Below are 12493 nucleotides of genomic sequence, written 5' to 3'. Positions count from 1 at the left end.
ACTGAGCCGGTCGGCGCCCGTCGTCGTGGGATCGGTGCCGGCGAGGGTGTTCAGGACGGTCATCGCCGCAGGCATGGTGGCGGGGTCTTCGAGGGTGACGTCGAGGCGGCGCCATGCTCGCCGCCAATGTCATCAGTGGCCAGGTGGACCACGCCCTCGGATACACCCACAACGACATGGGCCCGCTGCGCCTGCACCGCCCGCTGATCCGGGCGACCCGGGCGCAGACCCTGGCCATCAGTTGCACGCTTATGATCGGTCTGTCTCTGCTGATGGCCACCCTGGTCATGGTGGGCGCGGTCGGCATCATGGGCATGGACGCCTCCCACCTGCCGCTGCTGTGGCTGTACTCGGTGTGCGCCATCGCGGTCTCCGGGATTGGTGCGCTCGCGCTCCTTGCCGTGTTCGGCACGCCCGGCATGCTGGTGGTCACATTGGTCTATATCGCGATGGCGGTGCCGACGGCCGGTGCCACCACCCCCATCGAGGCGCTGCCCGGCTTCTACCGCTTCCTCGCGGAGTTCGAGCCGCTGCGGCAGATCACCGGCGGTATCCGCTCGATCCTCTACTACGGCGCACAGGGTGACGCGGCCCTGACCCGGGGCTGGGTGATGATGGCCGTCGGTCTCCTGGTGGCCGCGCTGTTCGGGTTCGGCGTGACGGGCTGGTACGACCGCAAGGGGCTGCACCGCATCCCCGCGGAGACGAAACCTGAGGAGACCGCCGTGCCGGCGTAGCAGAACGCAACTCACCTCGGACGCGGCCATGGTGCGGAGGATCCCGGTGTGTGTCGCCCCGTGAAGGGAACGGGAGGGGTCACACATCAGGGCTCGGCGACGGTCTTCCCCCCGTGGTCGTCGCCGAGCCTCTGTGCGGACTTCGGGTGTCCGCTCGGTTGTGCGCGGCGTCGGATATCGCCGCGGCACACCGTGGAAACCGATCGGTTTTCATTTCGTCGGAATGGAGTTAACCTCGCAGCATGACCACCGAAGTGAGGCTAAGTCCCCGAGAGCGGCTGCTGGAGGCGGCGGCCACGCTCACCTACCGAGACGGTGTCGGCATCGGCGTCGAGGCGCTGTGCAAGGCGGCGGGGGTGTCGAAGCGCTCCATGTACCAGCTGTTCGAGAGCAAGGACGAACTGCTGGCGGCGAGCCTGGAGGAGCGCTCGTCTGCCTTCGTGGCGAGTCTCCTGCCTGGGACGGACGATGGCCGTTCACCCCGCGAGCGGATCATGCACGTCTTCCAGCAGGTGGAGTTGCAGGCGGGCGCGCCCGAGTTCCGAGGCTGCCAGTACCTCGCTGTGCAGATCGAGCTCAAGGACCAGAGCCACCCTGCGAGCCGGGTGGCGCACCGGGTCAAGGCGAACCTGATGGCCTTTTTCCGTGCCGAGGCCGAACAGGGTGGCGCGAGCGACCCGGACCTGCTGGCCCGGCAGCTCAGCCTGGTCTTCGACGGCGCCAGCGCCCGTGCGGGGATCGGAGCCGACAACCTGACAGGGCTCATCGCACCTACCGTGGTCACCCTGCTCGATGCGGCAGGCATGCGCTGACGCATCGCCTTTTCGAGCAGGTTCGGTGACTGATGTGCGCTACGAGGGGATGCCAGTCCCGGGCAGCCGGAGCAGCTCCCGTGGCTTCACGCCTTCCGGTGCTCGGGAGGAAGCCCGAGGGCCGTAACAGTGTGGCAGCATGCCGGGCGCGAGGAATGGTCTCGTTGGCATCGGCCCCCAGTGACAGGTGCACGGTTTCCCAGAGGCTCATCCAGCCGGCCGGGAAGCGCTTGCTGATCTGGTCATCGCTTTGTACCTCGGCGGCTGCCGCGATGGCGTATCCCTGCGCGTCAGCATTCACATTGGACGGAGGGCCCGCCCGCTGCCCTTCCAACCTTCGGCGCCCACTCGAAGACCAGCGGGTGTCTTCCACGCTCCAGTAGGCGCCGCGGAGCTCCACGCCGTACGGCGCAGCTTAGGAGCGGACGCCTCTGGCCCCGACGACGGCCGACCGCTGACCCTCTGCTGGCGGATCAACCTGAACGAAGCGCGACGTGGCCGGGATCAGTTTCCTGCTTGAGCTTGCACATGGAAACCGATCGGTTTACAGTGATGGAAACCGATCGGTTTCATGAATGAGCTAGGGAGTCCAGGATGGCGACAAATCGGCCGGTGGCACTCGTGACGGGTGCGTCATCCGGCATCGGAAAGGCGGCCGCGCTCGCGCTGGTTGAAGCGGGTTTCGACGTGGTCGGCACAAGCCGTGGCACCTCACGCGCCACCCCGCTCGACGGCGTGACGTTCCTCGACCTCGACGTGGTCAGTGACAAGTCGGTCACCGCCGCGGTCCAGCAGGTGATCGAGCGGTTCGGGCGGATCGACGTCCTGGTCAACAACGCCGGCATCGGCTCGATAGGTGCGGCCGAGGAAACCTCCGTCACGCAGGCCCAGGGCGTCTTCGACATCAACGTCTTCGGGGTCATGCGCATGGTGAAGGAGGTCCTGCCGCACATGCGCGCCCGGGGACGCGGGCGCATCATCAACCTCTCGTCCGTCCAGGGGTTCATCCCCGCTCCCTACATGGCCGTCTACGGCGCGTCCAAGCATGCGGTCGAGGGCTACACCGAGTCCCTGGACCACGAGGTCCGGGAGTACGGCGTCCGGGCGCTTCTCGTCGAACCCGCCTACACCAGGACCGGATTCGAGGCCAACAGCGCGAAGCCCGACACCCCCCTGCAGGCCTACGCGGGTCAGCGGCACGTCTTCGACCGTCTGATGGCGGAGGCGATCAAGGACGGCGACGACCCCGCCGTTGTCGCCAAGGCGATCGTCGCGGCAGCGACCGACGCGAAGCCGAAACTGCGCTACACCGCCGGCCCCATGGCCGGACGCGCGCGCGTACTCCGCTTTGTTCCTGCCTGGGCCTTCGACAGGCAGATCCGCAAGATGAACAAGCTGGCCGGCTGACACTCGCCACCCGCAAACCCAATCGCGCCGTTGATACCGGGAGAGACCCATGTCCGAGACCCCGCACTCCGCCGCCGCTACCGTCGCGAGTTGGCGCGCCGCCGCGGAACGCGGTGACGTCGACGCCGCGGTCGCGTGCCTGAGCCGGGACGTCGTGCTGAGCTCGCCGCTCACCGAGCAGTTCCGCCTCGAGGGACCTGACCAGCTGCGCGACTTCCTGACCTCGGCGTTCACGGCGGTCGAGGACATCCGCTTCCACACTCAGACCGGCGAGGGCGACGCGTACGCGCTGTTCTACCGGGCGCGGGTGGGATCCCAGCCGTTCGAGGAGGCGCAACTGCTGCGGCTCGACGACGAGGCACACATCAAGGAGATCACGCTCTTCGGGCGTCCGATGCCGGCCCTCACCGCCCTGATGATCGCCCTGGGGCCGGAGCTCGCCCGCCGGCAGGGCCGCCGGGGTCTCGCGGCGCTCATGCGCGCCAGCGCCGCGCCCGTGCACGCGATGGTCACCTTCGGGGACCGCCGCGTGGTCCCGCTGACCCGGCCGGCAGCCCGGCGGACCTGAGAGCCAAGGGCGTCACTTAATATGGCAATTCTCCGCGCGCCTGGCTGATGCCGGCAGCGCCACCCTGTTCCGCGCTGACGCGGCCGCCCACTACGGGTCCATCGACGCCCTGGTCCGCAGCCGGGTCAACATCAAGCTGATCAACAACTTCTGGGATGATCTGCTACGGGTGGCTGGATCGCTGCTCACCGGCGCGGTCAAGGCCAGCGAGCTGTTTCGCTACTTCGCCGGCGGCGGCACTCCCACCCCATCGGGCGCGTCCTGATGGAGCTGGGCAAGCTCGATCGCTCCACCAACCTGGCCAGCTACTACGACCACGAGCTGCTGCGCCGCCGGGTCAACACCCAGCTCCATCGTCAAGAATCCCGCCACACCCTGGCCCGCAGGATCTTCCACGGCCAGAAAGGCGAACTCCGGCAGAAGTACAAAGAAGGCCAGGAAGATCAACTTGGCGCACTGGGATTTATAACCAACGTCTGCATTCTGTGGAACACGGTCTATACGGCTCGCGCCCTGGAAGAAATGCGAGCCGAGGGTAAGAAAATCTCCGCCGCCGACATCGCACGGCTATCACCTCTGGGCTTTGAGCATTTCAACATGCTAGGCCGCTACAGTTTCTCCCTGCCCGAGCTGGTCCGCGACGGGCAGCTGCGGCCGTTGCGCACACCCCCGCCCGCCGAGTAAACCCCTCCCGGCAAAAACGATCAACATTGTGCTGATGGACATCCGGATGCCCGGAGTCGACGGCGTCGAGGCGACCCGCCGCATCTGCACCGGCACCAGCCGGGTCCGGGTGCTGATCCTGACGACCTTCGACCTCGACGAGTACGTCTACGCCGCCCTCCACGCCGGCGCCAGCGGATTCCTCCTCAAGGACACCCTCGCGCCCGATCTGCTCTCGGCCATCCGCGTGGTCGCACGCGGCGACGCGGTCGTCGCGCCCAGCGTGACGCGCCGGCTCCTCGAACGATACGTCGGCATCGGCGCCGCCCCCGTCACCCCCAGAGCCGACCTCGACGTCCTGACCGAACGCGAACGCGAGGTGCTGAGCCTCATCGCCCGCGGCCTGTCCAACACCGAGATCGCCGAGTGCTTCTTCCTGTCCGAGGGCACCGTCAAAACCCACGTCAGCCGCGTGCTGGCCAAACTCGGCCTGCGTGACCGTGTCCAAGCCGTGGTCTTCGCCTACGAAAGCGGCCTGGTACGCACCGGAGCCACCTAACGATCTCGGGTCGCGAAGTTCTGGGCGTATGCGACCGGCCCAGCCGGTCAAGCCGCCACACCACCAACGTGTCCCTGGGCCGCAGATACTCCAAGATGACCGCGTCAGGTCCGGCCGCTCAGACAGTTTTGCCCGACGCGGTATCCGCGAAGATCTTCTCGCAGCCCGCCGCGTTCAGCGCGTCGGTCCGCCCATCCAGGTTCTGCGACGCGCTGGAGATCCGGGCGTAGCTCTTCGTGATGGCCTTCATGCCGTCTCCTTCGCTCGTGAATCCGCTCGTGTCGAGCGGGTTACAGGAGTGAAGTGCGGAGGGTCACATCAACCGACGAACACGCCCTCTACCCTGCGGCTCGGCACCCACTGCCCCTTCCTCCCGTACTTTTTGACACCTCTAGCGGATCGCCCGACGCTCCGGCTCATTCCCGCGCAGCGGGAGCCATGGAGATGTTCCAGAAGTCGGCGTAGCGGCCGCCGTGGTCGAGCAGTTCGTCGTGGCTGCCTGCCTCCGCGATCCGGCCGCCGTCCAGGAAGATGACGCGGTCGGCGCGTTGGACGGTGCGCATGCGATGGGCCACCATCACCACCGTCCGGCCGGCCATCAGGCGTTCGATGCCCTCGTGGACGGCCGCCTCGTTGACCGGGTCCAGCGCCGAGGTCACCTCGTCGAGCAGCACGATGGGGGCGTTCTTCAGCAGCGCCCGCGCGATCGAGACCCGCTGGCGCTCACCACCGGACAGCAGCGCGCCGCCCTCGCCGACGTTTGTCGCCCATCCGCCGGGCAGGCGCTCGATCACCTCGTCCAGCTGTGCCGCGGCCGCCGCGGCCCGTACGTCGGCCTCGTCGGCGTCGGGACGGCCCAGGCGCACGTTCTCCTCGATGGTCCCGTCGAAGAGGTAGACGTCCTGGAAGACGATGGCGATCCGCGCCATCAACGCCTCGGTGCTGATCGCGCGTACGTCCACGCCTCCCACGCGCACCGCGCCGGCGTCCACGTCGTAGAAGCGCGCCAGCAGCTGCAGCAGCGTGCTCTTGCCCGCGCCGGACGGCCCGACGACCGCGAGCCGCTGTCCCTCGGGGACGGTGAGCGACACCTCGTCGAACACCGTGCGCTCGCCGTGCCGGAAGGTGACGGCGTCGAACTCCAGGCCGTGGTGCGCCGGCTGGATCGGCTCGCGAGGTTCCCGCAGCGGCTCGGTGCGCAGCACCGTCTCGAGTCTGGCCAGCTCCGAACGGGCGCCGCGGAGTTTGCCGCCGATGTCCGACAGCGACAGCAGCGGGTCGGCGCAGCGGGCGGCCAGCACCAGGATCGCCAGGATCTCCGCCGCGCCGATGTTCCCGCCGAGCGCGAGGTAGGCGCCCAGGACCAGTAGCCCGGTGAAAATCGCCTGCACGGTGAGCGTCAGCCCCACGGCGCTGGGCAGCGTCGCCAGCACGGTGCGGCGGGAGGCGCGCTGGGCATCCATCAGCGAGTCGTCGAGCAGCTGGAAGCGTTCGCCGGTCCGGCCGCCGGCCCGCAGCACCGGCTGGGCCTGGAGGAATTCGATGACGCGCCCGCTGGCCTCCTGGTCGCGTTGGTGACGCTCGGCGTCGGTGGCGGCCGTAGCGCGTGCCGTCCAGGCCTGGATCGCCGCCACGACGGGTGCGGCGAGCAACGCGGCCAGCCCCATCCGCCAGTTGAAGGCGGTCATCACGGCCACGATGGTCAGGGGCGTGACCAGGGCGGAGATGAACGGTGCCAGCAGATGCGCGGCCACGCCCATGGCTTGCAGGAGGCCGCGGCCGGCCAGGACGGACACCTCGCCGATGCGACCGGCGTTGTACCAGCCGAGGGGGAGGCGGGCCAGGTGCTCGCCGAGCCGGTGATACATGCCGCGCAACATGGTGGTCCCGACCCGCATGCCGGACAAGTCGCTGATGTAGCGCAGCACGGCGTAGAGGGCGACCGCGGCCCCGAACGCGACCAGCCAGGGCACGGCGTCCGCGGGCGTGCTGCCGAGCAGCGCCCGCAGCACCGGGACCAGCAGCGCGTAGGACAAACCTTCGACCACCGCGGTGATCGTCATCAGGATCACGGTGCGGCGCATCGCCCGGGCGTACTCGTCTCCGAGCACGCGCAGCAGCATTCGGATCATCGGGGCTCGTCTCCTCGCAGTACGCCACCGTGGGTTTCGATCTCGGCGGATTGATGGGATCGCCAGAACGCGGCGAACCTTCCGCCTCGTGTCAGCAGGTCGGCGGGCCTGCCGCGGTCGACGATCGCTCCGTCCTCCAGAACCACGACGGTGTCGGCGTCGGCGACCGTCTCCAGCCGGTGGGCGATGACGACGATCGTGCGGTCGCCCCTCAGCGTCGCCAGGGCCCGGCGGACCGCCTGTTCGGTCTGCGGGTCGGCGAAGGAGGTCGCCTCGTCCAGCACCAGAACGGGCGCGTCGGCCAGCAGCGCGCGGGCGATCGAGATCCGCTGCGCCTCGCCTCCGGACAGCTTGGCTTCTTCACCGAGCACCGTGTCGTATCCGCGCGGCAGTTGAAGGATGCGGTCGTGGATGCCGGCCAGCTGGGCGGCGCGGACCACGTCGTCGCGGCCGGCCCGCGGCACCGCCAGCGCGATGTTGTCGGCGACCGAGACGCGCAGCAGACGGACGTCCTGGAAGACGAAGGACACCTGCCGATACAGCTCCCGGCTGCCGATCTCGCGCAGATCGACGCCGCCAAGAAGGACCGAGCCGTGGGTGGGGTCGAAGAACCGCGGCAGCAGCTGGACCAGCGTGGACTTGCCGCTTCCCGACGGCCCGACGACCGCGGTGACCGTCCCCGGCTCCAGCACCAGGTCGATGCCGCGCAGCACCTCGTGGTCGGCGTCGTGCTCCTCGCGCCTGCGGCGCTCGTCGACAAGCTCGATCGGCTCGGGAGTACGAGCGAGCTCGCACTCCTCTCGCCTCACTCGCTTGTAGGCGAAGCGGACGTCACGCAGTTCCACCCGGTGCCCCTGCGGCGGACGCGGGTGGGCGGGCTCGGGCAGTGGCCGGACCGCGAGCACGTCTTTGATCCGGCCGACCGCGCGGCCGGCGCTCTGCAGATCGTCGAAGCCGTGGCCGAGCGCCGCCACCGGAGCGGTCAGTCCCAGCCCGAGCAGCAGGAACGGCAGCAGATCCGCCGAGGCCAGACCACCAGACGTGATCAGCGCCGCGCCACCGATCAGCACGATGAGCAGCACGAACGGCGGCGACAGCGCCAGCTGCATCCCGGCGGCGATCACAGACATGCCGCGCACCCAGCGGGAGAAGATGCTGACGAAGTCGTCGGCGGCCGTCAGGAACGTGCGGTGAGCGCGCTCGCCTCCGCCGAACGCCTTGACCACCGAGATGCCTTGCACGAACTCGACGACGGAACTGGCGATCCGTCCCATGGCCGCGTCGTAGGCCTCCTGCTCGCGCGTCCTGGCGGGCAGCATCAGCAGCGGGACCAGCGCTATCGCCAGCACCACCGGGATCAGCGTGATCAGCGTGAGCCGCCAGTCGACGGTGAACAGGTAGATCAGCGACACCAGCGGCACCACGAACGCGGAGACGAGCTCGCCGGGGGTGTGGGCGATGAACGGGTGCACGGCACTCACGTCCTCCCCCACCACCTTGGCCAGCTCGCCGGTCCGGCGCCGGGAGAACCAGCCGATCGGTACACGCCCCAGCCGCGCGGCCAGTTGCCGGCGGAACGACAGCTGCACCCGGCCGTCGAGAAGATGCCCGAGTCCGGACGACGCAGCGGTGAACAGCAGCCGGACGAACAAGCCGACCGCACCCGCGATCACCACGGTCCAGACGTGAGCGTGGTCGACCGGGCCGGGCGCCAACAGCGTACGACCCAGTTCGACGACCGCCAGCAGCGGCGCCAGACCCGCGAGTGCGCCGATCACCTGCAGGATCACCACGGCCGCGAAACTCCGCAGATGAGGGCGCAACAGCCGTGTCATGCTCTGTCCCGCCGCGGAATCGGCATCCGGTTGCTCGATCGTCTGAGCGAGGTCGGTGGTGGTGGTCATCGTTCTCCGGTCTTCGTCGATCTCGTCACGACCCGGCCCGTGGCCGAGCCGATGGTGGATGAGGGGGCGGTGCATGAAGAGGCAGGGTGCGAGCGGGCTGGCCTGGGCTTCTAGGCTCCGGTCCGCATCTCCAGGCGGCGGCCTCGCGGCAGGGTGACGGCCATGATGTTGCTGGGGATGTCCAGCTCGATGCGGTGCCACCGTCCGCGCGGGACGATGGCCGCGGTGCCGGCCACCAGCCTGATCTCTTCCTCCTGCTGTCCCGGCTGCTCCGGACGGAGGTAGAGGCGGATCTTCCCGATGAGGCAGGACACGATCTCCTCGGCCTCGGGGTGGACTTCCCAGCGGTCGGCGTGGACGTCGGCGTCGGTCTTCGCGTGGAAGGCCATCAGCTGCCAGCCGTCCTGGTCGGAGTCCATTGCTCTTTTCCCGGCGTGAATCTCGCCGCCTTGGCGCAGGTGGATGGAGGACTCGAAGAGATCGATCGGGGTGACGGTCATGCCGCGACGACCTTCCTGCGATGAGTTTTCAGCCGGCGGGTTGGGATCGCCTGCGACCCGTGGAAGGTGCCGGGCCGCACTCGCCCTTGGCGCAGGTCGTGCGCATGCTGAACATCGTGGCGTCCGGGCCGGTCCCCGATCGCCACTTCCGAGGTCATCCGCCATCCGCCGGACGTTCTGTCGAAGAGGCGGCGTGGATCTCGGCGAAGGCCAGCAGGGGTGTGGCGGTCCGCTGCGGATCCTCCAGGATGGGCGAGTGTCCGAGACCGGGCAGCAGCTCGACCCTCGTGCCGGGAACGGCGCGGTAATCGGCGGCGGACGAGGAGCGCCACCTCCGGTCGTCCTCGCCGAAGATCACCAGCAGCGGCTTGCCGAGGACCGCCAGCCGCTCCGGGAGCGCCTGCTGCTTCAGGTAGTCGCTGGTGGCCTGCATCGTCATGGTGAGCGTGTGGTAGGTCATGGCGCGTACCTCGTCCAGGAGCTGTTGCGGGATCTGGTAGCCGGCGCGGCTGAAACCGGTGCTCGCGAACTGGCGGATCTGCTCGTCGGTCGGCGGCCACTGCGTGGGGCCGATGGCGGCGGACCCCGCCGCGATGAAGGCGTCCAGGCTGGGTCCGGTGTTGATGAGCACGAGCGCGGTCACCAGGTCGAGTCGTCGCTCGGCGAGGGCGGTGGCGACCACGCCGCCGCTGGAATGGCCGACGAATATGGCCTGCTTGACGCCGAGCCGGTCCAGGACCTGTCCGACCCGGCGTGCCTGGTCCGGGGTCGCGTACCTGTGGCCGTCCGGTTTGGCCGATCGACCGTGCCCGAGCAGGTCGATCCGGATGACGCGATGGGATCCGGTCAGCATCGGAACCAGCGCGTCCCAGGAGCGTGCCGAGGAGGCGGACCCGTGGATGAGGACGAGTGCGGGGGCATCGTGGGGGCCGTCCTGGCACACGTAGACGTCGCCGTCGTCCAGGGCCAGGGTCGAACTCTCCGTGGTGCCGTCAGGAATGGTCATGAGCCCACTGTCGCCGCCGGTGCGCGCCGGTGGATTGGACAAATGTTCCCCTCGCTCGGTCCCCTAGCATGGGAGCATGCCGTCCACTGTGCGCGAACGTGACGATGCCGTTGCGTGGGACGTCGCATCCTCAGCGCGGCGCAGCCGGGTGGCGGGTGTCACTATGGCCGGCTTCCGTGACCGGGGCATGGCTCCGGAGGGTCACCGGCTGATTCCCCACCCGGCCGTGACGCTGGCTCTGGACTTGGGGGCCGGCCCGCCCGTCGTTGAGGACGTCGCCGGGCGGCAGCACCGGGGAAGTCTTGTCGCCGGGGTCGGGCTCGGCGGCGCGGTGTGGGTGCGAGGCCAGGACATCGCGTGTGTTCAGGTGCGCCTGTCCCCCGTGGTCGCCCGCGCGATTCTGGGCGTTGGCCCGGCCGAGCTGGACGGCTGCGTGGTGACGCTGGACGACCTGTGGGGCAGGCAGGCGTCACGGATTGGCGAGCAACTGGGCGAGGTCTCCTCCTGGCAGGATCGCTTCGCGTTGATCGAGGCGTTGCTCGCCCGTCGGCGTGAGGCGGGGTCGCCGGTCGAGCCGGAGGTGGCCTGGGCCTGGCACCGGATCGTGGTCAGCCGCGGTCTGGTTCGGGTGGAGCGGCTGGCGGCCGAGCTCGGATGGAGCCGCAAGCGCCTGTGGTCGCGATTCCACGCGCAGATCGGTCTGCCGCCCAAGCGCGCCGCGAAGCTGGTCCGCTTCGACCATGCCGTCCACCGCCTGGCCGCGGGGCACGACGCGGCCGGGGTCGCGGCGGACGGCGGCTACGCCGACCAGTCCCACCTGCATCGGGACGTCATGGAGTTCGCCGGGGTGACCCCCGCGGCCGTGGCCCACGAGCCATTTCTGGCGGTTGACGACGTCGCCTGGCCCAGCCACGGAACACCCGACCAGCCCGGCGCTCCCGATCGAGCGCACGTGGCGTGACCGCCCTGCGCGAGGGGACGGACGTCGGCCGCGGATCTACGGCGGCGGGGTGGATGGTCAAGCGAGTGAGCCGGTACGCCTCGTTCGAGGAGATGCTCGACGCCGAGGGCCCGGCCAACGTCAACCCCGACAGCCCCCGAGAACAGCAACTGGCCAACATCTGCCGCATCTACGGCCCCGAAAAAGAGGCACTCGGCGTGCTGGCCATCGAGATCGAACTCCTCCAGGCCGCCACCACCTGAGAACAAACCCAGACCCGCCACGACCACGATGGCCCCGCGCACCGCGTCGGGGGCCATCGTCACCTCCGGAGCATGCCATCTTGCCATGGATCTCTGGGCGCGAGGTTGCATCCAAGCGTGGGTCAGCCGGTGACCCAGTCCATGTGTTCGATCCAGTGGTCGAGCAGCGCCCGATCCCCCTGCAATTCCAGCGTAGGAGCCGCATCCAGTGGGCGACGCCTGCTGATCACGAGCAGGAGCTCGACGGCTGGGCCGCGCACCACGACGTCCGCCTTGGTGTGCGTGCGCTCCAGCACGACCATGTCCGGTTCCCGGCGTGCCACCCACTCCCCCGGCGCGTCGGTTGCGTGGAAATGCAGAGTCTGCCCGCCCCCGCGCATCGCATCGGCGAAGCCCGCCCTGTTCTCCCAATAGCCGCGGGAAGTCATCGTGTCCAGCCAGTCCTCGATGGCCGCAACGGCAAGCTCCGGCGCCAACTCGTACCGCATGCCGAGCGCCGCGGCCGCGTCCGCGCGATGCACGCAAGCCTCGCCGAACAGCCGACGTGACCAGAACGGCACGCCTGCGGCGCCGCCCGACGGATCCCACACCGGCGTGTCATCGGTGACCGATGCGAACGCCTGTCTCGCCTCGGCCGCGCCGTCGCTCAGCCAGGCGCGCCACTCGCCCGAATCGGTCGGACCCGGAACGTAGCCGGCGAACGCCCTGCTCGGCTCGGTCATCTGCTCGCCCACGAGCATTGCCACCATGCGCTGTGTCCCGCCGACATGGTCGACAAGATCGGCCAGAGTCCACTTCGGAGTTGTCGGCGCCGGGGCCGCCGCATCCCTGCCGTGCACCCAATCAGCAAACGTGCTCGTCTGCTCGACAACGGCCTTCAAATACGCGGATGTGTCCATCGCTGCACCTCCAAGTGCTTTGTGATCTACCCGAAGTTCGCGGGCCAGATCACTCAATGCCGACCGCCAGTCGGTATCGATGATCAGGGGCTACCCGTGGTAT

Annotated in this window: 12 protein-coding genes and 2 pseudogenes; 8 read left to right on the top strand and 6 right to left on the bottom strand. The window is 69.0% G+C overall.

The genetic code is table 11. The features are described 5' to 3' along the window. Positions 1–113 precede the first annotated feature (113 nt). The 6 genes and pseudogenes from ACTMTI_RS54715 to ACTMTI_RS54690 all read left to right on the top strand — a co-directional run. Positions 114–737, top strand: coding sequence for a DUF3533 domain-containing protein (locus ACTMTI_RS54715; protein WP_441129022.1), 624 nt, complete (start codon positions 114–116; stop codon positions 735–737). Positions 738–979: 242 nt separating this feature from the next. Continuing rightward, the gene (locus tag ACTMTI_RS54710; RefSeq protein ID WP_441129021.1) at positions 980–1549 is read left to right on the top strand and encodes a TetR/AcrR family transcriptional regulator; all 570 of its coding nucleotides are present in this window, start codon (positions 980–982) and stop codon (positions 1547–1549) included. A 594-nt stretch (positions 1550–2143) separates the two neighbouring features. Beyond that, positions 2144–2956 (top strand): oxidoreductase, encoded by an 813-nt coding sequence (locus tag ACTMTI_RS54705; protein ID WP_441129020.1) that lies wholly within the window; start codon positions 2144–2146, stop codon positions 2954–2956. A 49-nt stretch (positions 2957–3005) separates the two neighbouring features. Then, positions 3006–3524: a nuclear transport factor 2 family protein gene (locus ACTMTI_RS54700; protein WP_441129019.1), complete on the top strand. Its 519-nt coding sequence runs from the start codon at positions 3006–3008 to the stop codon at positions 3522–3524. Between the two features lie 19 nt (positions 3525–3543). Beyond that, a pseudogene (locus tag ACTMTI_RS54695) lies at positions 3544–4208 on the top strand (Tn3 family transposase). A 16-nt stretch (positions 4209–4224) separates the two neighbouring features. Beyond that, positions 4225–4746: pseudogene (locus ACTMTI_RS54690) on the top strand (LuxR C-terminal-related transcriptional regulator); the annotation flags it as partial. Between the two features lie 118 nt (positions 4747–4864). Here ACTMTI_RS54690 and ACTMTI_RS54685 read toward each other — a convergent pair. The 5 genes from ACTMTI_RS54685 to ACTMTI_RS54665 form a co-directional block, all read right to left on the bottom strand. Next, on the bottom strand, positions 4865–4996 hold the full coding sequence (locus ACTMTI_RS54685; RefSeq protein ID WP_441129018.1) for a recombinase family protein: 132 nt from the start codon (positions 4994–4996) through the stop codon (positions 4865–4867). Positions 4997–5162: 166 nt separating this feature from the next. Beyond that, complete coding sequence (locus ACTMTI_RS54680; RefSeq protein WP_441129017.1) at positions 5163–6878, bottom strand: ABC transporter ATP-binding protein; 1716 nt, start codon at positions 6876–6878, stop codon at positions 5163–5165. Continuing rightward, positions 6875–8857 carry an ABC transporter ATP-binding protein gene (locus tag ACTMTI_RS54675; protein ID WP_441129016.1) on the bottom strand — a complete coding sequence of 661 codons (1983 nt, stop codon included), beginning with the start codon at positions 8855–8857 and terminating at the stop codon, positions 6875–6877. The genes ACTMTI_RS54680 and ACTMTI_RS54675 overlap by 4 nt, the downstream gene beginning before the upstream one ends. 35 nt (positions 8858–8892) lie before the next feature. Continuing rightward, entirely contained in the window at positions 8893–9282 is a 390-nt protein-coding gene (locus ACTMTI_RS54670; RefSeq protein ID WP_441129015.1) for a cupin, read from the bottom strand. A 154-nt stretch (positions 9283–9436) separates the two neighbouring features. Continuing rightward, complete coding sequence (locus ACTMTI_RS54665) at positions 9437–10288, bottom strand: alpha/beta fold hydrolase (RefSeq protein ID WP_441129014.1); 852 nt, start codon at positions 10286–10288, stop codon at positions 9437–9439. 76 nt (positions 10289–10364) lie between these two features. On the opposite strand from ACTMTI_RS54665, the gene ACTMTI_RS54660 reads away from it, so the two are divergent. Then, a complete protein-coding gene (locus tag ACTMTI_RS54660; RefSeq protein WP_441129013.1) occupies positions 10365–11249 on the top strand; it encodes a helix-turn-helix domain-containing protein in 885 nt (294 codons plus the stop codon). Further along, positions 11246–11491, top strand: a complete 246-nt coding sequence (locus ACTMTI_RS54655; protein ID WP_441129012.1) for a hypothetical protein — start codon at positions 11246–11248, stop codon at positions 11489–11491. The genes ACTMTI_RS54660 and ACTMTI_RS54655 overlap by 4 nt, the downstream gene beginning before the upstream one ends. Positions 11492–11613: 122 nt before the next feature. On the opposite strand, the gene ACTMTI_RS54650 is transcribed toward ACTMTI_RS54655, so the two are convergent. Beyond that, positions 11614–12390 carry a maleylpyruvate isomerase family mycothiol-dependent enzyme gene (locus ACTMTI_RS54650; RefSeq protein ID WP_441129011.1) on the bottom strand — a complete coding sequence of 259 codons (777 nt, stop codon included), beginning with the start codon at positions 12388–12390 and terminating at the stop codon, positions 11614–11616. Positions 12391–12493: the final 103 nt, after the last annotated feature.

The sequence above is a fragment of the Nonomuraea sp. H19 genome, assembly GCF_052068215.1.
In the GTDB taxonomy this organism is placed as follows: Bacteria; Actinomycetota; Actinomycetes; order Streptosporangiales; family Streptosporangiaceae; genus Nonomuraea.
This window is presented reverse-complemented; position numbering and strand designations above follow the sequence as displayed.